The sequence below is a fragment of the Butyrivibrio sp. CB08 genome (genome assembly GCF_003625485.1).
Classification (GTDB): Bacteria; Bacillota; Clostridia; order Lachnospirales; family Lachnospiraceae; genus Butyrivibrio.
Map to the genome: position 1 here is coordinate 88430 of NZ_RAIR01000007.1, position 21863 is coordinate 110292.

Sequence of the window (21863 nt, forward strand, 5' to 3'; positions counted from 1 at the left end):
AATCAAATCCTGTAATACTCTTTATACCATCTTGCAAAAGCCCTGAGTCCTTCACGAAGAGAAGTTGAAGGCTTGAAACCAAAGTCCTCTTCCAGTGCAGTTACATCTGCGTAAGTTATTTCCACATCACCAGGTTGCATAGGAACAAGCTCCTTATGGCCCTCAAAGTCATAATCCTCCGGAAGTACCTCTGCTTCAACCAATTCCTGCTGTAGGATATCAACAAAGTCAAGAAGATTAACAGGGTCATTATTGCCAATATTATAAACCTTATATCTGGCACCAGTCTCATTCTCAGCAGGTGCAACCTGCATAACACTGATAATGCCCTTTACAATATCATCAACAAAGGTAAAATCTCTCTTGCAATTACCATAGTTGAATATCCTGATAGTCTCACCCTTGATCAGTTTATTGGTGAAGCCAAAATACGCCATATCAGGGCGTCCTGCAGGTCCATATACAGTAAAGAATCTAAGTCCTGTGGAAGGGATTCCATAGAGCTTGGAATAAGCATGAGCTAAAAGTTCATTGGACTTTTTGGTGGCAGCATAAAGAGATACAGGATTATCCACCTGATCCTCTACGCTGTATGGAATCTTCTTGTTATTTCCATAGACACTTGAGCTGGATGCATAAACAAGATGCTGCACTCCATCGCTATTATCATATGAATGCCTGCAGGCTTCTAAAATGTTGTAGAAGCCTATCATGTTGGATTCCATATATGCATCAGGGTTCTCTATAGAATACCTGACTCCCGCCTGGGCAGCAAGATTAACCACGACCTCAGGTTTAAACTCATCAAATACCCTGTCTACTATATCCCTGTCAGCAATACTGCCCCTGACAAGTTCAAACTGTGCGTCTACCTGTGCCGCCTCTGCTATCCTGTCCAGTCTGTATTCCTTGATACCAACGTCATAATAATTGTTGACGTTATCGATGCCAAGCACCTTGCACCCAGGAAATCTCTGCATGAGTTCCATCACAAGGTTGGCGCCGATAAAGCCTGCCGCACCTGTTACCAGTATTCTCTTTGTTGATAGATCAATATTCTTATCCAGCATGTATTATTTTGCTCCTCTGCCAAACAGCACTACCCCGACTGTCTTAAGCAGTATCTTAATATCTTCAGTAAGACTCCAGTTATCTATGTACTGGAGATCCAGTTTTACAACTTCATCAAAATCATCAATATCACTTCTGCCACTGATCTGCCAAAGGCCAGTGAGGCCAGGTGTCATAGAAAGACGCCTTCTGTAGTGTTCATTGTACTGCTCAAATTCTGCCTCTGTGGGTGGTCTGGTTCCCACCAGGCTCATATCCCCTTTTAGAACATTGAAGAACTGAGGAAATTCATCCAGACTGGTCTTTCTGATAAACTTACCAACTCTTGTCACCCTGGGGTCATCCTCTATCTTAAACATGAGACCATTCATCTCATTCTTGTCTTCAAGTTCCTTTTTTCTCTCTTCAGCATCCACATACATGGATCTGAACTTGTATATCTTAAAGCGTCTGCCGTTCTTACCAACTCTTGTCTGGGAAAAGAATACAGGGCCATGAGAATCCAGCTTAATAGCAGGAGCCAGGAATATCGTAATCACGCCTGTAATTACAAGACCCACAATAGCTCCAATGATATCAACAACCCTCTTGATGAACAATCTCTTGTAGCTAGTCCTGTTCATGGTATATGTAACTACAGAATATCCCATAAACTTCTCAACCTGAGGAACAGCCTTAGTTATCGAAGGGAGCTCCAGGTTGTAGTGAGTCGTTACTCCCATTTCCTCAAACTTTAAAATACTATCCTCTATTTCGCTCTGAGCAATACTGGGCGTATTGATGAATACTTCATCAAAGGGATCCGTAACAAGCCTTGCGGTGATATCTTCAATACCATCAGAAGAATATGCTCCCACTATCTTGTATCCCACTTCGCCAACCTGTTTCTCGAGAGTTCTCACAGTTTCATCAAGCACAGAATTCTCGGCTATAACTACAACTCTTGTGACATTTTTCTCATTGGATATATGTCTCCAAAGAGCTTTCTTAAACATCACTCTAAAGATAAAGGTCAAAACCACATCAATCAAAACGAAATATACTACAACAAGTCTTGATAAGATGTATGCCCACTGCAGGAAAAAGACCACTATTAAAGAAGTAAAAAGGATAAAGGATATGGATTTAACTACAGAGAATGCTTCCAGCGCATACCCTCTCTTAATAAAGTCCCTGTTCCAGTCAGCAAGAAAAGAGTATATAACGCAAAATAGGAGAAAGACTACACACACCATATAGTGCAGAGTCTTATCTCCATAATCGTTTCTGTCATGATATCTTAGCCATGTGGCAATAAGATATGATATGACAATGCATATCATATCTATCGCCCACAAAGCATATGTTTGCAAAGTCTTATATTTTTGATTCATTTACCCAACAACCTTGTTGTATAGCTCTTCCAATCTCACTTATGATAATAATTATACATAATTGTTTCATAAAAGTAACTATTCTGAACATTCCTAAGTCTTATTGTCTACAGAAGATTCTCTTCTTTTATTCGTTTGGGGTTTATACAATAAAGTAGCGAAAACAATAATATAGAAATGACAGTAGTCCAAACAAATGCGCTTATAATCAATCTGACATGATCATACATGGGAAAATAGCTAACATGTTTATATAGAGGTGTTTTTTCATCCTCATAATCAATAACAGGCTCTTCTGTCATTTTTTCTACTTCTCCAGGAGAAAAATAATAAGCTTTTCCATCTACACTATTCTCGGAGTTTTGATCATATAGATATGATTGTTCAGGAGTAAAAGTGGAAACAATCATACCCACTAGCACCCCTAGCACAATCGATACCACGAACATTCGGCGTCGATATCGCTTATCTTTCACTAAGCATTCTTTCCCACCACTCACATTTTTAAGAATAGGAATTCTGACAGTAAATTGTTTATCCGGTATTATTTGTATTCTTTTTCCCAAAAAAGACATCTTTGTTGCAACATCATCCAGCCAACTACCATATTCTTTTCCCACAAAAACAAAAACGATGTTCTTAAATGACAAGTTAAATAGAAATGGCTCTACAACACCAAGCATAGCAAAAGACAATGCTGCTGCTAACTCCGTACCCTTCTTTTGGCTTACCATATTCATAATAGAATAATGATGTAATAGATTAACTATTATGAAGAGAACTATTCCACATTGAAGTAAAAGATGTAGTTGTGACTGATGAATCCCATAAGGCATTAAAGGCTGGTTGGCAACATCCATACGTTGTCCCCACATCTTAAGAGAATAATTGTGCCAATAATAATAGCCAATTTGTAATCGACGAGCAAATGTTCCTCCCGTGCCAAATTCACTACTATCAAAGTATGGTGCAACAATAGCAATTATTGCGCACATTGCGTAACTTAATTGAGCAAAAATCAAAGTGGTCTTATTAAATTTACTATAAAATCGTAAATAGTAGTTTAAACCTAACAACACCATTCCTACTACTAACGAAGAAATAGTAACGCAGTAACCAAACAAATACCAAAGCCCTGCCAAAAGCAAAACAGATATTTTCAGTGTACTCATCTTATCTTTTTTTCTAACAAGATACAAAACCATGATCATCAGTACAAGATATGGCTCCATCAAAATATTTAATTGCAAAGGACTAATTGAGCGTCTACTAATATAACCTATAATTGGTCTATATGAAATTACATTCTGGTAGTCGGTAATGATTCCAAATACACCAAGTATAATCATGACTGTATAAGCACTACCAGACACTCCAAGCGCCACTTTAAACAGCCTTTCCAATGATATTCTTCTTGCCCCAATCATCATGGCAAAATAAAGTAATAACCCTTTTTCACCAGAATAAAACCACGAAATAAAAGCACATGACAGTAGCAAAAAATCAATCAAAAAAGATAGCACAGTCCCTGGTGTCAGAAGATAGCCCAAAGCAAAAAAAGACATGCCTAATACTAAAACTACTGAATATACGATGTTGCCTTCATAAAGGCCTATGATCCTTGTCGTAAATAACAAGAGGAAGAAGGCAAAATATATAAATTCAGATACCCTAATTCTCTTATCCATATTTAATCCTTCTCCCTCCCTATTATTCCAATATTCTCTTTAGCTTTATGTCAAAAAATCTTGAATATAACAGCAACTTTTTAATAAATTAGTTACTTATCACGGTAAAAAATCACCTTGTCAACCTCCCCTTGTCGGTCCTCTGTTCTTATCTTAGAAAAATGCTCGTTATTGTTAATATACTCCCAAAATGGAAGAAGTGAAAAATCATAATTATCCACTCCATCCTCAGGAAGTATAACTGCTCCAACATTTAATTTCTCAATAGCATCTGCTATTTCTGTCTCCGTCTTCGCTTGTATAAGGTCTTCAGACACTGGATGATATAGTAATTTGGGTGTTCCATGCAAATAAAGCAACAAGACCTGATCACGAGTATAGACATCTCCTCTTGTTTTATCGGAAACTATATCTGCAATTTCTTTATACTCCCTAACAATTTCAATTTTATTCATTTTTTCCGCTTTGTTAATAGTACTATACCTTATAACCTCAGTTCTAAGAAAGAATCCAAACATCACAACACATATCCCAACTACCGCCATATTTAAAACTTTGAATTTCGTTTTTTGCGTTAACAGCCAAGCTCCAGTGATTGAAAGCAATAGTAAAAAATACATCCTATATCTTATCTGAACTACAAACCATACAGAAGCCTCATATCCCAGCCAATCCATCATCCCAGTCAAAGGCAAAAGCATCCCAATGTTACAAACAGAAAAGAAGAATATTCGCTTCTTTCTTCTCTTCCATGCCACAATTAGCATTGTTATGAGACCAATTATTCCTATAACAATCATAATCTTCACAGAATAGGAATACGATTGCATAACAATATTAGGATCAGTCCTCATTGTCTTTTTCTGTGACATTTGTTCTACTATAGGAGTATCATGAAAAATCAAAAGTGCTGCATTATAAAAATACCCTGAAGAAACATAGTTTTTAATCTCTTTTATAACGCCCAACAATGTCCCCACAAAACACGCTAATCCCATTGCTATGATATCTTGAATAGGCGTTTTTAATCCAATCAAAACCAAACCAACTGCGATGAATAAACCAAACATTATATATATATTAGCAGCATGCCCGTTTATGCAAAAATAGCAGAAAACGAGCAAAAAAAAGTAATCAACCCATCTTGCTTTTCCTGTACTGATGTCCTCAATATGACACAAAATATATATAATTAGTAACAAAAGTCCTATAAATCGAAAAGCATCACGAGACCCAGCCACCATTAGCAAAGTATGCTCATATTCATGAAAAAAAAACAAAGAAATTACACCTGCTTTATAGTTTTTTGATACATACGAGGCCACTTCAAACAATATAACAACAAAGCAAAAATAGGCCCAAAAAACTGCAAGATTGACCATCCATAATGAATCATTGTCCCCACATGTATCTGCAACTATATATGCATCTGCCAAGTATAATGTCCACAAAGGACCATGATCATCCTGAAATGAAGATCCATATTTCTCATCAAAATAATTATCTACTTCCCATGAATTTTTATCCTCACAGAAATATCTTGCCTCAAGTTCATAGTGGGCTCGATCAGAATCCAAATCCGGCCTTGATATCATGGATAAGGTATGTGCGCCACATGTTCCAATCACGATTAAAAGAATACAGATAAAAAAGTGCTTTTCTAACCTACCATTTTTAGTACATCGATGAATCGTAATAAAGATGGCCACAAATATTATTACAGCAAGTATCAAAAGCACAAGGAGTCCCACAAGATTTAGAGCATTGTAAATTTCCAAAATAATACTCTGTAAATCTACTCCATTAAATAACAACAGGTAGCAAAATACTATGTTGAAAGAAAAGAATAAATCCCAGATAATTCCCTTTCCACTCGAACTTACAAATTCACGAAATATCTCAAATATTCTCTTGTAGTTGCTTAAGATAATTAAATAGTTTTTGTTTATTGCTATAAGAAACAAAGATATTACAATTGGTACAAAAAAGAAAAACTGGCTCGCTCCTCCAATAAATACCATTCCAAGCAAAAAACATATTGTGCTAATAAACATAGGAGTCGCCGCCATGCCTATCAAAAATGTATGAAAGCACTCCAATTGTTTAAATAGCTTGTATTTAGTCATCATCATTCCTAGTGCAGATCCTAATAATATAATTCTCAAAAGATAAGCAACTAATGATAATAGCCTCATGATCTTCCCTTACATTTCCTTAATTATTTCCTACGCTATATACATTCAACTTATATGCTTGCCAAGCTGAATTATCGTGTCCTATAATATATGACCTTATCCAACGAATAACCACCATCTTGGGGTGTGATTTTTTTAAAATTAGCATTGTCATTAATATAGTCCCAAAACGGCAATAAAGAATAATCGTGATAATCAATTCCATCGGCCGGAATTATTATCGCGCCTACATTAAGATTATCTATCGCGTTTTCAATTTCACTATCTGTCTTTGCTTGTATCAATTCCTCTACACATGGATGATATAGTAGTTTAGGAGATCCATGGAGATAAAGCAAAAGAAGCTGGTCATGAGTATACGCATCTCCATCAGTTACAGTGTCAACAATATTGGCTATTTTTTCGTATTCAAGTCGTATATTTTTACATACTTCTACATAAGATTGATTATATAAATCAAATCTTGTAACTTCTGCCCGAATGAATAACATGAAACATATCAGACAAGCAAATGCTGCAATTCCATTTCCTTTCCATGTTTTCCATTTTTTTGTTATTATCCGAGCTCCAGTAACAGCAAATAGCATCAAGAAATACATTCGATATCTTAACTGTTCCGCAAACCACAACGAAACATCCCATCCAATCCAATTCATTAGTCCTGTCATAGGTAAAAGCATTCCACCAATAAGCAACATGAGATAGATATCACTTTTATTCTTCTTCTTAATTGCAGAAATTAGAATCACAATATAACCGATAACTCCAATTAACATCATAATCCTAACAGGATAACTATACGTATCCCATATAATTGCTATATCCGCTCTATTTCTATTCACCTCGGCGACTTGATCTATTACAGGGGTGTCATGAAAAGGAATCAGCGTCCAGCTTTTTAATCTTCCTGTAGAAAGATAAATTTTTATCGTTTTGGTTATTCCAAATAGCGTTCCCACGAGAACAGCTACGCCAGTTGAAAACAGATATTTAATAGGCGTTTTATGCACTATTAGTATTAATCCTACAGCAAGAAACATTCCTAACATGATATAGGCGTTGCCCGCGTGTCCGTTCATACAAAGATAACACCCCAAAAATAAAAAAAAGTAGTCGCTCCACCTACATTTGCCAAGACTAATACTATCAATCTGATTAAGTACAATCATCGTCAAAAAAATAAGTCCAACAAACCTAAATGCATCTCGACTGCCTAGCACCATCAAGGCTGTATATACATATATATGAAATAACACGAGTGACATTAGGCCTGTACGATAAGTTCCATTTCCATATAACGACAAAATAAACACAAAAATATTAAAACATATAAAAGCCCAAAAAATCGCAAAATTCACACCACATACTGAATCCATTTCTCCAAAAGTATCAATTGCCATCTCCACGTCAGCAAGATATAGTACCCAAAGTGGTCCATGATCATCCACCATAGATGAACCGTATTTATCGTCTTTGTAATTATCTACCTCCCAAGAATTCTTATCCTCTAAAAAATATCGAGCCTCTAGCTCATAATGTGCCCCATCAGAATCAATCCCCGGTCTTTCTAACATAATCAAAGCATGCACATTGGCAGTGCAAATCATAATTCCTAATGCCAGGATAACTGCATTCTTCTCAACGGTACCTTCTATTATCATTCTATGTATGAAATAAGCTACTGTGCAAACTAATGCAAATACTAAAGCTACAACAAAAAACTTTCCTATAGTATTCATCGAATAGAATATTATTAAAAGCAGTCCTTTCGCACTTATCTCATAATATTTAAAAACGAAATAAGAAACAACACTCACTATAATAACAGCATCAAACAGTATCCACCTACGAAGGTGCTTAAAACTATTGACAATTTCACCGCGTATTACGCTACAAACATCTGCTGTTATCAAATAATTCTTTTTCAACAAAAGAAAAACCAGGGCAACAAGAATCGGAACCAGGAAAAAAAAAGCACTTGGCCAACCAATGAAAACAAGCCCCAAAGCATAATCAAAAAAGGAAATAAACAATGGTGTAGAAGCCATACCTATAGCCATCACCTGTACATCTGAATTGTTATGAAAAAGCTTTAATTTGATAAATGCCGTTCCTAATGTGATACCTATAAGACATATCCTAATGAAATATAACAGTAGTAAAAAGCCCATAACCATTTGACATCCTCAACCATAATTAAGGTTTGTAATACAAAGACAGTTTTCCATCATAAAACGATTCATTCAGTAATGAAAATTGAATAATATTCTTTAATAGTTTTATCGCAGAATTATCACCAGTTTTTGCCTTGTCTATCAATCCATCTACTGATCCATACTCATCAAGATTGAAAATCCCAGAATCTACAGGAGGCTGATTAGCAACAATATCATTTATGCTTGGATTGTTAAGCATCGCTTCATCAGCAAAGTGGAAAATATTCGTATATCTTGTTTTATTTAATCCAATCTTTCCCCTTATGAAATTTTTTATTGTTACAAAATCTGTCATAACACAGTGTGATTCTTTTATTGCTTTTCCTGTTTCTGAGTGCGGACATGACGCCGCTTTTGGATAATAATCCTGTATCAATCTGATATAAAGTCTTTGGCCGAATCTATACGTTTGTGGTATAGAATTAAAAAAGTTGATAATCCTATAGTCATAAATTGGAAGTCTTACAGGAAGAATTTGATCAGTTACTGCCATTGATGGCATAGTAATTCTTCGTTCTATGGACCTCATTTTTAAGCGCATTGAATAATTTCCAAATGTAAACCCCTTCTCAGCTTCATCTACCGCTTTATTATAATCCTCTTTTACTTTATCCCAGGAGCTAGAAATTATTGGACCATAATACTTTGAATCATATGCCGGCTGCCTTCCACGAGTGATATCATGCAATATTCGCTTTCTTTGTCTTACTTTTCTCTTTGGGGTCATCTTCGCGCTCATAATTGGAACAAGACCAGTAAAATTACTCTTTTGCCCCGACACTGCATCCCCCCCAATTCCTGCAATTTCAATTGCGTCAGCTATTTTTCTCTTCTCATATGCAGATGCAAGTTGATAAAACTCCTCATGATGCATCTGGCCTCCAGTACGTATCACTATCTCCTTCGCTATTTTGTTATAATCAACATCTGCAAAATCCAAGTAATGATGGTTTGTCGCATAAACATCAGCCAACGCTCTTGCACCGACTACATCTCCACTCCCGCGACTTCCATGATTATATGAGAAAACATTTTTCCCATCAAGAACAGCCAGAATAAGTCTCGAATCAAACCCTCCGCTTAATCCTATAATATTGGCTACGCTACTTTTTCGTTTCATTATAGCGTCCCTATACAATGTATTTAATTCTTTAAGATACTCTTTTTTTGATTTAGTCTTTATTCCATGACATCTTGGTAATTCCCAATATGTTTCCTTATAAATTCCATCCATTCCTACAACTATCTTTTGAGCAGGCAAAATATATGAAACGTTTTTAAATAGTGTTCTATCTTCCAAACAATAATCAAAAGATAAATATTCAGAAATACCGATGTAATCTGGATCAAACTGCATCACTTGCTTTAAAAGCAATGCATCTTGAGCAAAATAAAAACTACCATCTTCTTTAGTTGTATAAAACAATGGATATATTCCAAAACGATCATTATATATCCGTAATTCTTGAGACGCCTTGTCAAAAATAGCTGCAATAAACGAACCATTTAAACACAAAAGTGCCTTTTCCCCTCTGTCCGATATTAGTTCAATCAAATCAGAAGAGTTCTCGACCACATACTCTTCCATGGTATTTAATTCGTCATCTACAAGTCCCAATGCATATCCAAAAAAGGCAACCACATATCTCTCGTGTTCGATTACTTTATTATCTCTGTTTTCAAAGTCAAGGCATCCTATTTGACATTGAACACTATTCCAATCACTTTCTTTGTATTGAGATGAGTATGGTGTTTTTGAACTATCAATATGAATTACCCCTACTCTTGAAAATCCTCCAAATAATCCTTGCATACAATTATCCTCCATTTTTCCATCTTTCATGCCATAAAATGCATCATCACTAAAAAGTTTGGATTATTTTTTAGGTTATTTTCCTACAACTATTCTAGTGATTTTATTCCCCAAAATAATATGCATTACTACACTGCAAATAAATATGTCTAATAACACCAAAATGAAACGTACAGCAAATTGCCAAATGTTACAATTCGGCCATAAAGCTGTCAATATAGGTGATGTCAAATCTAAAACTCTCCTATTAAGACACACGTATATAATGGAATTTTCTCCAATAAATGCAAGAATTTTGTTCAAATGGCTACAACTACACTTCTTCTCTAGGTAAATAGACAAAGACCAAAATATGACTGTTCCTATTATTGCATTCACAATGGCCAAAATGAAGTTATTGAACACTCATTCTCCATATTCTCCATACTCCATTAAAATAGCTGTAACTATTCATCCAGCGAAATAACCATCATCGCTATATAGGTATTTCTCTCTATTCCTCCCAGTCAAATCCATTTCTTTCAAAAAACTATTTTCTAATAAAGTAACTTCATTTCCACTAACAGCGAAAACCCTATAAATAATTACATTCATCTCCTCTCCAACACTAATTGAACGCCTCTCCATTGATCTATGTGTCACTACTTCCTGCCCAGCGACATCAATACTAACCTGTAACATATTCCCGCAAAACATAATATCCTTGATTATACCCTTCTGTGAAAAATCAATTATTTCCTTAAAATGAATATTATCACTTTTGAAGGCTTCCACAAACTCAGGCCTGATAATATAGTAATCATAATCGCCGTCGGTAAAGCCTCTTAGACAATTGTAATTTTTCACAAATACTGGGTTTCCGACAAATTCAGCGACGAACGCTGTTTGAGGAAGCTTATAAATATCGAACGGGGTACCACTCTGCTCAATTTGCCCATTATTTGTAACAATAATCTGATCTGCAACCTCAACAGCCTCATCCTGATCGTGAGTAACAAATATGCTCGTTATTCCAACCTTATGAATCATCTCTCGAAGCCACTGTCTCAACTCTTTTCTGACTTTAGCATCTATCGCAGCAAAAGGCTCATCCAAAAGAAGCAACCCCGGCTCAGGAGCTAAAGCTCTTGCAAACGCCACACGTTGCCTTTGTCCTCCGGATAATTCATTCGGATATCGCTTTTCCAAACCAGTTAATTCTGTTAGTTCCAACAGTTCAGAAACGCGTGCTTTAATCGCTTTCTTATCCATTTTTTTAATATCTAATCCAAATGCTATATTGTCATAAACCGTCATGTACCGAAATAATGCATAATTCTGAAACACAAAGCCAACTCGTCTTTGCACTGGTGGAATATCATTTACTCTTTTTCCATCAATTACAATATCTCCGGAATCTGGCATTTCTAGTCCCGCTATCATTCGAAGTATAGTCGTTTTACCACTGCCACTTGGCCCAAGAAGTGCCACAAGCTGACCTTTTTCGATATCCAAACTGATATCCTTTGTTGCTTGAAAATCTCCAAATCGCTTATTTACATTTTTCAGTTCAATATACATATTATTGACCTCAATCTTCCTTGATTTCTGCCCGCTCTTCAACAGAAATTTTGATGCGATCGCTTCTATATTCAAGTATGTTTCTAATTACTAACAGAATAACAGATACCAAAACAAGTATGGATGACACAGCATATGCAGCAACAATAGAATCCGATGACCCAGAAAGATATAATGCATCTATCTCAAGCGGCAAAGTAAACGTCATCCCTCTGGTTTTAGATAGCGCATTCACAGCTCCAAACTCACCAATTGCTCTTGCTGAACATAATACTACTCCGTATGCTAGAGCCCATTTAATATGCGGAAAAGTAATTTTCCTAAAGATTGTAAACCCACTCGCCCCCATTATTGCCGCAGCCTCTTCCTCATCAGTTCCTACGGCATTTAATACCGGAATAATTTCTCTAGATACAAAAGGGAATGTTACAAATATAGTGGCAAGAACAACCCCAGGTATTGCGAACACTATCTTGATATTCCACCCAGTTATGCTGTTTATAGTATCTATAATTGGGGTCGCCCATCCCAATCGTCCAAACATCATAATAAACGCCAACCCAGCTATAACAGGCGAGATAGAAAAAGGTATATCTATCAATGTCGCCAAGATATGCTTTCCCGCAAACGAATAACGTGTTAGGAGATATGATGCTATTATTCCAAAAAAAGAATTGACAATAACCGTAATGAAAGTAACAATGCAAGTCAGCCCTAAGGCAGAAAAAAAATATTCAGTCTTTAAAGAGTTGAAGTAAAACTCCAACCCTTTACTAAACGAATTAACTAGCACCGAAGCCAAGGGAAATACAAGCATCAATAATACGAACAATGTGCTGATTATAATCATTAGTATTTTTATATTTCTTTTTTTAGACATTATTAGTCCTCTTTGATTGTTTTATCTGAATCAAATTAATTACCATCAAAATAACAAATGAGGTTATTAACATGACTAGCGCAACGGCAGTAGCACCAGCATAATCCATATAGTTAAGTTTTTGCATTATGACATACGATACAACCTGCGTGTGGTCCTTTGCACTATTACCAGATATATATATTACGCTTCCATACTCTCCCATTCCTCTGGCAAACGCCAGTCCAAATCCTGTTAGTAGTGCTGGCATAAGTTCCGGCAACATAACTTTTATAAAAGTTATAATTCTCCCAGCGCCAAGAATATGTGCAGCCTCTTCATACTGATAGTCAAATTTCTGCAAAACTGGTTGAACTGTTCGTACCACAAAGGGAATCCCTACAAAAATGAGTGCAACAACAATCCCCAAATGAGTATATGAAACATCTATCCCAATAGCCGAGAGCCATTTCCCAGGAATTCCAGTGTTGGAATACATTTTCGATAAGGTAATACCTGCTACAGCTGTTGGGAGCGCAAACGGAAGTTCAATTAGTCCATCAATCAGTCTCCTATGAAAAAAATTATATCGAACCAGTGTCCACGCAATAATCATCCCAAAAACACAATTTATGGTTGCTGCAATAAATGAACATAATATACTAGTCCTCAATGCATACCTAACACTATCAGAACAAACTATAGCAAAAAACTCACTAGGCGATAGTGACAATCCATACAAAAGTATTGATGCGAGTGGTATCAAAACTAGCATGGAAAGCATAGTTAGCGTTATGCCCATTGACAATCCAAATCCTGGTATACTACCGTGCCTCTTTTTTCTCTTATTATTTTGTTCTTTGTTTTTTTCTTTAATCATCTACTGTATATTTCATCAAAAACGCCGCCATCTTTAAAAAACTCTTCATATGCAGCATTCCATCCGCCAAAATCATTTATAGTACACAAACTCATATCTAAATCGAATTTATCAGCATATTCGCCAAGAATCGCCTTATCAGAAGGTCTATAACCATATTCGCCAATTAATCTCTGCGCATTTTCAGAGTATAAGTATGACAAATAGTCATGCGCAATATTTTGAGTCCCATTTCTGTCAGCATTTTCATCAACAATTGCCACACTGGGCTGTGCAAGAATACTTATAGACGGTGACACTATTTCATAATCATCAGGATATTCTGATAGAGTTGAAATTGCCTCGTTTTCCCATGATACCAAAACATCACCCTGCCCATTTTCAACAAAAGTAGTAGTAGAACCTCTTGCTCCAGAATCCATTACTTTTACATTTCCATACAGTTTCGACATAAAACTTTTTATCTGTTCTTCATCATTACCATACTTTTGGCTAGCATAATACCATGCAGCAAGAAAATTCCAACAAGCCGCTCCACTACTTTTAGGATCTGGAGATATAACATCTATCCCATCTCTTATAAGATCGTCCCAGTCATTTATTCCTTTTGGATTTCCACTCCTCACCAAAAAAACAATCGTAGAAGTATATGGAGAAGAATCACCCTCAAACTCTTCTATCCAATCAGGTTCAATAAGTCCTGCTTTTTCAATCAGTGTAATATCATGGGCCAAAGCAAGCGTTACAACATCTGCTTCTGCGCCTTCAACCACGCTTCTTGCTTGGCCGCCACTTCCTCCATGAGATTGAACTACCGTCACATCAATCCCTGCCTCATTCTTGTAATAATCAGAAAAAATTTCATTATACGCAGCATATAACTCCCTTGTAGGATCATATGATACATTTGTTATTGTCACAGTCTTGGAATTTCCTTTTACATTTTTCGAATCACCTCCACTAGTTGCTCCACATCCAGTTAACATGCTTAAAATAATAGCCATGACTACAACACACAAGTTAAACTTTTTCATACTCATTTTTTGATTCTCCTCTCATTTAATATAATCTATTTTCCAATCTGTTTATTGCATAAAAACCCTTATGATTTAACGAATCTTCTCGATTATAGAACAATTCACTATCGTCCATTTGCCTGAATATTCCTCCCGCTTCCTCAACGATACATTGCATTGCTGCCGTATCCCATTCCATGGTAGGATTATGACGATAATATATATCTGCATCTCCCTTAGCCACCAAGCATCCTTTCAATGAACTACCAATTCTTTTTAGTTTTGAAATATGATATTTCTGTATCATCTGCTCCATTTCATCACAAAGATGAGAGCTGCTAACTACCGCACTAAGTGTGTAAGTGTCTATATTATCTGATACATGTATTCTTTCAACAGGTCTATCCGCTTTTTGTAAATATGCCCCACTTCCCTCTGAGGCAAAATACAGCTCATGTGTAACTGGTACATATATTACCCCCATAACCGATTTGTGTTTATTAGATAATGCTATATTAACCGTAAATTGCCCATTTCTTTTTATGAATTCCTTTGTTCCATCCAATGGATCAATAATAAAGCATAGCGGATTGCTAAGTCTATCTACATCATCTTTTTTTTCTTCTGATAAAATTGCATATTCAGGAAACTCCTTACTCAGAACATCAACAATTAGTTTATTGGAAACTATGTCCGCCACCGTAAGTGGCGATTCATCTTTTTTATACTTAATACTATCCGTAAAATCAGTATCATAAATCCGCATTATTTCACCGCCTGCTCTTATCGCGGCTTCTTTAGCAACTGCAAGTTCTCTTTCCCACATTTCATAAGTACCTCTCTAGTTCTTTAACTACATACTCAGCTGCTTCTTCAATGGCGAAATTATTAGTGTCTATCGCAATATCAGGATTTTCCGGAAGCTCGTAAGGACTATTTATTCCTGTAAAATTAGGAATGTCACCTTTTCTAGCCTTTTTATATAATCCTTTAACATCTCTTTTTTCACATTCTTCTAACGGTGTACTTACATAAATCTCAACAAACGATTCTTCTCCAATGATTTCTTTTGCATTCCTACGATCTGATTTATACGGCGAAATAAATGAAGTAAGAACTATGAGCCCCGCATCATTCATAAGCTTTGCAACCTCAGCAATTCGACGGATATTCTCTGCCCTATCATCTTCTTCAAAGCCCAGATTTTTATTTAGTCCCAAGCGAACATTATCGCCATCCAAAAGCATAGTATAATTTCCTCGGACGGAAAGAATCTTTTCTACGGCATTTGCAAGCGATGACTTACCTGCGCCTGAAAGACCTGTAAACCATAACGTCATCGGTTTTTGGTTCATTTTGGCAGACCGTATTTCTCTATCTAGATCAGTCTTTTGCCATGTCAAATTGTCAGACCGTCTTAATGAATGATCAATTACACCACATGCAGAAGTCATATTGCTTATGCGGTCAATCATAATAAACTCTCCCATAACCCTATGGGAAGCAAACTTATCAAATACAGTCTTTTTTGCAAGTGCAATGTCGCAAACTGCTATTTCATTCTTAAAAATGCTACGTGCAGGTACATGGTTACCAGAATTTACATCCACCTTGTATTTAATTTTCATAATTGTTGCCGGAACCCGTTGTGTAGCTAACTTTAGAAGAAAATTCCTTCCCTCTACCAGTTTTTTATCATCCATCCATAATAAAGTTGCAGTAAACATCGATGATACATGCAACTCCGTTCCTTTAACAACAACGCATCCTCTTGAAATGTCAATTTCTCTATCTAACTGCATTGTGACAGGCATACCACTTATAATAGTATCCACCTTACTATCACCATTTAGCAGCGCTCGAACCAATGCCTTTTCACCACTTGGAAGGACTGTTATTTCTTCTCCCACCGAAACAATCCCAGATTCGACTTCTCCCTGATATCCTCTGAAAGTTCGATCTGGACGACAAACTCTCTGCACTGGCATAACAAAACCAACTTCATCATTCGTCTCTATATCAATATTCTCCAAGTAATTCAATAGAGATTCACCATCATACCATGGCATATTCTCAGACTTCTCTGTTACGTTATCGCCTTCTGTCGCAGAAACAGGAATACACTTAACTTTTTCAAGATTAAGTTCCACGCTTAGCTTTCTAATATCTTTCTCCAAACACAAAAACTTTTCCTTGTCATAATTAATCAAATCCATCTTATTTATAGCAAATACAAAATGTCTGATCCCCATGAGTGCACATATCCTAGCATGCCTCCTTGTTTGAACAAGAATCCCCAACGAAGCATCAACAAGGATAACAGCCAAGTCAGCAAACGAAGCTCCAACTGCCATATTCCTTGTATATTCCTCATGCCCTGGAGTATCTGCTACGATAAAACTTCTTTTGTCGGTAGTAAAATAACGATATGCAACATCAATAGTAATGCCCTGCTCTCTTTCCGCCATCAGGCCATCCAAAAGAAGAGAATAATCAATTGCACCATTTCTACTTCCAATTTTGCTGTCAAGTTTTAATGCCTGCTCCTGATCAGCAAATAACAACTTGGCATCATACAACATATGGCCTATTAATGTAGATTTTCCGTCATCCACACTGCCGCAAGTAATAAATTTTAGCAAACTCTTCATAATCAAAAGTACCCTTCTCTTTTTCTCTTTTCCATACTGGATGCTCCGCCATCTTTATCTATAACGCGACTAGTACGCTCCGATTCAGTAGCTGATAACGTTTCCTCAATAACCTGATCTATAGTCGTGGCATTTGATTCAACACCACCAGACAACGGATAACACCCCAAAGTACGGAAGCGAACCATTTTCATCTGTGGTTTCTCTCCAGGTAGTAACCTCATCCTGTCATCATCGACCATGATTAGATTGCCTTCCCGCTCCACCACCGGTCTCATTGCTGCAAAATACAGAGGTACAATAGGAATATTCTCCCTTCGTATATACTGCCAAATATCATTTTCAGTCCAGTTTGATATAGGGAAAACCCTGGTACTTTCTCCTTTTTTTATCTCTGTGTTATAACACTTCCACATCTCGGGTCGCTGGCTTTTGGGATCCCATCCATGAGAAGAATCTCTAAATGAAAATATCCTTTCTTTTGCCCTACTTTTTTCCTCATCTCGTCTTCCGCCTCCAAAAGCAGCAGTAAAACCGTATTTATCTAATGCCTGTTTTAAAGCTTGAGTTTTCATTATGTCAGTATAAGCAGCCCCATGATCAAAAGGATTTATACCCTGCCTCACTCCGTCTTCGTTGATGTACTCCAGCATTTCAATCCCTAGGTCATGCGCACGCTTATCTCTAAACTCAATCATTTCTCTAAACTTCCAAGTTGTATTTACATGAAGAAAAGGAAATGGTGGCTTCTCCGGATAAAAAGCCTTTAGTGCCAAATGTAGCATCACAGAAGAATCTTTTCCTATAGAATACAGCATAACAGGCTTTTCACATTCAGATACAACCTCTCGCATTATATAGATAGCCTCCGATTCAAGTACATCTAAATAGTTCATTGCATTACTCACTTTGCTCCTCCTGATATCAATCTTTTAATATATTGTCTTTCGTCACTCTCGATTATCAAAAAATAGGCAATAACTCCAAAAACAAAACAAAAAACCAAGCTACAAACTACTATAATATAAACGCCGCTCAAAACACAAAAATTATGAATTGAAATAGTAAGAAGAAATGCTCCTAAGAAAGCTACGATAATTCCAACATAATTCCGCGTAAACGGAATCATCTTCAAATGTCGGTACATAAAATAAAACAGTAACAAATTGCAGGTAATGACCGAAATTGCAGAAGCAATAGCTGCCCCTGCTATCCCATATGATGGAATCAAATACATATTTAGAATAATATTCATTACAACCGCTATAAGATTTGAAGCAAATACATTTACAGCCTTTCCCGTCATAGAGTTCAAATATCCCACTGCGCCTACTGAAGAATTAACAACCTCCCCAAGCAATATAATAATGATCACTGTGGCACCAGATGAATACTCCTCTCCAACAAGCATCATAATATCTCTTGAGCATATAGAAAACACTCCTAAGATCAACATATTAAAACAAGTTACCCATTTTGTAGTTTTAATATATAGATTTTTTAATCTTTCCTTCATTCCAGAATAGTAACATTCTGATATTGTTGGTGCAAATATGCTGTTAACAGCTATTAAAGCAAAACTGGAGACTCTCCCAATATTCAAAGCCATGGAGTAAATTGCAAGAACTGCATTGTTGAGATAATATCCAATCATATATTGATCAATCTGTGAATTAAGGACAGTTATGGCACTCGAAAGCATAAGTGGTATAGATATCATGAAAACACTATGAAGAGATTCTTTTTCTTTGATACCACTAATAATATGAGTCTCACGCAGGAAAATGAATGCAACTAATATCATGGAAAAACAGCTTAGATAATAGCTGATAATAAGAGAAAAGATGTTCCTTATCCCAAACAAATACCATAAAATTATAAAAGACATCAGTCTGATACCATATTGCATATGCATATAAACAACGTAATATCGAAATGTTTCTTTACGCCCTTTTATTACAGATGAGAGCAGTATTCCCATTGTTTCGAGAACAATAATAGGTGACATCGTTCTTAAAACGTCATAATTATCACTGCCTGCCCCCATTAGTACAATCATAAATGGTTTTAATACATGGATAAGGATTATCATACAAATCGACACGGCCAAAGAAACACCTAGACAAAGCAAAACTATCCATCTCTTCTTTTCAGGTCCAATATCATTACGTGCCACGTAGGATACGATGCAGCCTTCAAAGCCAAATTTTGTTATAATCATACAAATGGAAAGTAATGTATAAACATACAATACTTTCCCATAATCATCTGCACCTAATAAACGTCCAGCAAAAACCATTATCAGGAACTCATATAATAAGCCTATCCCCTGTCCTAAAACTGCAACAACTATCTTTCTAAAAAACATTCCATTTCTCATGACTTGTCTATGTTTCTATTTTGTATATATATCAACAGTTTCTCCAATTCGTCTTTATATCCCAACATTTCAAAATCATTTTTATATCTCTCATATACCCTGCAAGCAGTCTCTTGATCATAATAATCTCTCCAATTTTTCTGAGCCCTTGTTGAAGAATTTGAATGTCCTATTTCACCCAATCCGCTTTTTCTACGAATTATAGCAAAATCATCCTGAAGATTCTCAATTTTCCCTATATCATCCACAAGACGCTTTCCGTTATCATACAAAAGATATGTTTGTGAAATAAACGTCTGATCACTAAGACTATCAGGCGTCATACATACTTTATCTGCAAATTTCTTAAATCCCTCATCTTTACTGAACTTCCCCCATAAATAAGAGTCATATTCTCTAACTAGCCTGCCATTAACAATAATCTTTTTGTGGTATCTATATTCATAACAACTTACAAGTCTCGAAAAAGGATTCCGGACTATCGAGAATTTATAATAATTCTCAGTTTTTTTTGGGGGGCATCCGTAATGAATTAGTCCTCTTTGTTCCATTTCTAGGTGAATATCATTTTCATTTTCAAACTTTTCGCCAATAATACATTCTTGAATTGAAGAACATGCCACTTTAGGATTTACCATATATATTACTTTTCTATCATTATCCTCTATATACTGTCTCCTCCTCATAACACCATACACAATTAAAGAAAAGGTATCATATGCATTTACAGCCAAAAATCGCAACATTTTAGATCTACTTACCACGTTATGAATCAGTACTACAAGAAATCTTTTATTACTTTTTTTTATCATTTACAATCTCCAACATCAAAGTATGCCCCATCCTTGGACAATTACGAAATATGCTTTCAAATGGCAGAAACTTTATCTCTCCCTTAACCCGACCGTATTTTTTTAAGTCATCTACACAATATAGCCACTTCACATTTTCAAGGTCTCCCCACGTTTGCATCCCAAAAATCTTCTTTATTCTATCCCATAAAGACTTTCCATTTGGCACCAGGATTTCAATATGCCCTCCCTGAACGCATATTCGTTTCATTTCATTAATAAATTCTTCAATAGGCTCATCGAGATATTCAGCAACAGCACATGCCCAAATGCAATCAAATGAGTTGTCCAAAAAAGGTGTATGTACGGCATCAGCTACGACTTTATCATCATGGTTGAGCCTACTGATCGTTTCTTCATCAGAATCAAGCACTGTCACATGTGATGTATTAAAATATGATAGATATTCTCCTAATCCCCCTCCTACATCTAGCACTCGTCCAGTCATTTTTCTCGCGCATTCTATTCTAAATCTAGACAATTCAGTTTTATGCAAGTTTTCATTATATCTGCTCATCAATCCATCCACCTATATCTTTCACACATGTTATCCAAGCGCCATCCTTTTTTGCTTTCTCAAGCATTTTCAAATAAAAATCCACATTCTCTGGATACTCTAATTCATTAAAATGACACTGGTGAAAATTCAGCATGACTATACCACCATTGTCAGCAGTTCTACAGCAATCCTCATAAACATTCTGATTTAGTTCTACAGTGTCCATTACTGTAATCGGAATTTCTATAATGTTTTCTTTTGTTCTTTTGTATGGCTCATTTCCAACCTTATTGGAATATCCAATGGTGGAATCATATTTAATCCCTATTTTCTTGTGATATTCCCAGGTCTTATCCTTGTCAAAATTCAGATGATGCTGCCTCGTGCTTACCACTTGATGATCAAGTATCTCTTCAAGTACTTTTTTTTCTTTAGACAGCAATTCCAAATCATTGTAAGAATCAAAAGAGCCATGGAGCCCAATCTCAAACCCTTGTTCATCAAGCATCTTAATGATTTCGACCACTCGCTTTGATGTAATCTTATATCTACCCAAAAAATTTGCAGATAGCTCACGCCGACTCTCATTTAAAAAAAAGAATGTAGACACTGCACCGTAACTTTTTTCAAGTCTAATTATCTTTTCAAAATTCCAATATGGTTCAATGCCTTTCATTTTCAATACCAGACTCTTAAACTGAATCATTGGATGCTTTAATCCATAATAAATATAGTGATACCACTGTTTTGTAATGCGATCCACATCATGAGAAAGACACAGCACATATGGAGCATTGTTCTTCCATTCCAT

The 21863-nt window shown here is 36.1% G+C and carries 17 protein-coding genes; all 17 read right to left on the minus strand.

The annotated features are described in order from the left end of the window. Positions 1-2 precede the first annotated feature (2 nt). Positions 3-1070: a GDP-mannose 4,6-dehydratase gene (locus D6855_RS12490; RefSeq protein WP_120741594.1), complete on the minus strand. Its 1068-nt coding sequence runs from the start codon at positions 1068-1070 to the stop codon at positions 3-5. Positions 1071-1073: 3 nt separating this feature from the next. Then, positions 1074-2393 (minus strand): sugar transferase, encoded by a 1320-nt coding sequence (locus D6855_RS12495; protein ID WP_243111919.1) that lies wholly within the window; start codon positions 2391-2393, stop codon positions 1074-1076. Between the two features lie 158 nt (positions 2394-2551). Continuing rightward, positions 2552-4132 carry a hypothetical protein gene (locus tag D6855_RS12500; protein ID WP_120741598.1) on the minus strand — a complete coding sequence of 527 codons (1581 nt, stop codon included), beginning with the start codon at positions 4130-4132 and terminating at the stop codon, positions 2552-2554. Positions 4133-4224: 92 nt separating this feature from the next. Continuing rightward, positions 4225-6327, minus strand: a complete 2103-nt coding sequence (locus D6855_RS12505; RefSeq protein WP_120741600.1) for a hypothetical protein — start codon at positions 6325-6327, stop codon at positions 4225-4227. 71 nt (positions 6328-6398) lie between these two features. Beyond that, complete coding sequence (locus D6855_RS12510) at positions 6399-8504, minus strand: hypothetical protein (protein ID WP_120741602.1); 2106 nt, start codon at positions 8502-8504, stop codon at positions 6399-6401. Between the two features lie 19 nt (positions 8505-8523). Further along, positions 8524-10356, minus strand: coding sequence for an asparagine synthase-related protein (locus tag D6855_RS12515; protein WP_158589524.1), 1833 nt, complete (start codon positions 10354-10356; stop codon positions 8524-8526). Between the two features lie 450 nt (positions 10357-10806). Further along, positions 10807-11916, minus strand: a complete 1110-nt coding sequence (locus D6855_RS12520) for a sulfate/molybdate ABC transporter ATP-binding protein (protein ID WP_120741606.1) — start codon at positions 11914-11916, stop codon at positions 10807-10809. Between the two features lie 10 nt (positions 11917-11926). Continuing rightward, entirely contained in the window at positions 11927-12796 is an 870-nt protein-coding gene (locus D6855_RS12525) for a sulfate ABC transporter permease (RefSeq protein WP_120741608.1), read from the minus strand. After that, on the minus strand, positions 12789-13655 hold the full coding sequence (gene cysT, locus D6855_RS12530) for a sulfate ABC transporter permease subunit CysT (protein WP_120741610.1): 867 nt from the start codon (positions 13653-13655) through the stop codon (positions 12789-12791). Before cysT ends, D6855_RS12525 begins: the two co-directional genes overlap by 8 nt. Next, positions 13652-14689, minus strand: coding sequence for a sulfate ABC transporter substrate-binding protein (locus tag D6855_RS12535; protein WP_334295391.1), 1038 nt, complete (start codon positions 14687-14689; stop codon positions 13652-13654). The genes cysT and D6855_RS12535 overlap by 4 nt, the downstream gene beginning before the upstream one ends. A gap of 25 nt (positions 14690-14714) precedes the next feature. Beyond that, positions 14715-15497: a 3'(2'),5'-bisphosphate nucleotidase CysQ gene (gene cysQ / locus D6855_RS12540; RefSeq protein WP_120741614.1), complete on the minus strand. Its 783-nt coding sequence runs from the start codon at positions 15495-15497 to the stop codon at positions 14715-14717. 1 nt (position 15498) lies between these two features. Beyond that, positions 15499-17322, minus strand: coding sequence for an adenylyl-sulfate kinase (gene cysC, locus D6855_RS12545; protein ID WP_120741616.1), 1824 nt, complete (start codon positions 17320-17322; stop codon positions 15499-15501). A gap of 2 nt (positions 17323-17324) precedes the next feature. After that, positions 17325-18218 (minus strand): sulfate adenylyltransferase subunit CysD, encoded by an 894-nt coding sequence (gene cysD, locus D6855_RS12550; protein WP_120741782.1) that lies wholly within the window; start codon positions 18216-18218, stop codon positions 17325-17327. Between the two features lie 8 nt (positions 18219-18226). After that, positions 18227-19690 carry an oligosaccharide flippase family protein gene (locus D6855_RS12555; RefSeq protein WP_158589525.1) on the minus strand — a complete coding sequence of 488 codons (1464 nt, stop codon included), beginning with the start codon at positions 19688-19690 and terminating at the stop codon, positions 18227-18229. A gap of 8 nt (positions 19691-19698) precedes the next feature. After that, entirely contained in the window at positions 19699-20514 is an 816-nt protein-coding gene (locus D6855_RS12560) for a sulfotransferase family 2 domain-containing protein (protein ID WP_120741620.1), read from the minus strand. Further along, the gene (locus D6855_RS12565) at positions 20498-21070 is read right to left on the minus strand and encodes a class I SAM-dependent methyltransferase (RefSeq protein ID WP_120741622.1); all 573 of its coding nucleotides are present in this window, start codon (positions 21068-21070) and stop codon (positions 20498-20500) included. The genes D6855_RS12560 and D6855_RS12565 overlap by 17 nt, the downstream gene beginning before the upstream one ends. Beyond that, positions 21057-21863: a polysaccharide deacetylase WbmS family protein gene (locus tag D6855_RS12570; RefSeq protein WP_120741624.1), complete on the minus strand. Its 807-nt coding sequence runs from the start codon at positions 21861-21863 to the stop codon at positions 21057-21059. Before D6855_RS12570 ends, D6855_RS12565 begins: the two co-directional genes overlap by 14 nt.

Coding starts and splice junctions, on each gene's coding strand:
- D6855_RS12525 (WP_120741608.1), bottom strand. CDS start 12,796: ATGTCTAAAAAAAGAAATATAAAAATACTAATGATTATAATCAGCACA.
- cysQ (WP_120741614.1), bottom strand. CDS start 15,497: ATGTGGGAAAGAGAACTTGCAGTTGCTAAAGAAGCCGCGATAAGAGCA.
- D6855_RS12490 (WP_120741594.1), bottom strand. CDS start 1,070: ATGCTGGATAAGAATATTGATCTATCAACAAAGAGAATACTGGTAACA.
- D6855_RS12515 (WP_158589524.1), bottom strand. CDS start 10,356: ATGCAAGGATTATTTGGAGGATTTTCAAGAGTAGGGGTAATTCATATT.
- D6855_RS12570 (WP_120741624.1), bottom strand. CDS start 21,863: ATGGAATGGAAGAACAATGCTCCATATGTGCTGTGTCTTTCTCATGAT.
- cysD (WP_120741782.1), bottom strand. CDS start 18,218: ATGAACTATTTAGATGTACTTGAATCGGAGGCTATCTATATAATGCGA.
- D6855_RS12500 (WP_120741598.1), bottom strand. CDS start 4,132: ATGGATAAGAGAATTAGGGTATCTGAATTTATATATTTTGCCTTCTTC.
- cysT (WP_120741610.1), bottom strand. CDS start 13,655: ATGATTAAAGAAAAAAACAAAGAACAAAATAATAAGAGAAAAAAGAGG.
- D6855_RS12555 (WP_158589525.1), bottom strand. CDS start 19,690: ATGTTTTTTAGAAAGATAGTTGTTGCAGTTTTAGGACAGGGGATAGGC.
- cysC (WP_120741616.1), bottom strand. CDS start 17,322: ATGAAGAGTTTGCTAAAATTTATTACTTGCGGCAGTGTGGATGACGGA.
- D6855_RS12505 (WP_120741600.1), bottom strand. CDS start 6,327: ATGAGGCTATTATCATTAGTTGCTTATCTTTTGAGAATTATATTATTA.
- D6855_RS12565 (WP_120741622.1), bottom strand. CDS start 21,070: ATGAGCAGATATAATGAAAACTTGCATAAAACTGAATTGTCTAGATTT.
- D6855_RS12495 (WP_243111919.1), bottom strand. CDS start 2,393: ATGATATGCATTGTCATATCATATCTTATTGCCACATGGCTAAGATAT.
- D6855_RS12560 (WP_120741620.1), bottom strand. CDS start 20,514: ATGATAAAAAAAAGTAATAAAAGATTTCTTGTAGTACTGATTCATAAC.
- D6855_RS12535 (WP_334295391.1), bottom strand. CDS start 14,689: ATGAAAAAGTTTAACTTGTGTGTTGTAGTCATGGCTATTATTTTAAGC.
- D6855_RS12520 (WP_120741606.1), bottom strand. CDS start 11,916: ATGTATATTGAACTGAAAAATGTAAATAAGCGATTTGGAGATTTTCAA.
- D6855_RS12510 (WP_120741602.1), bottom strand. CDS start 8,504: ATGGTTATGGGCTTTTTACTACTGTTATATTTCATTAGGATATGTCTT.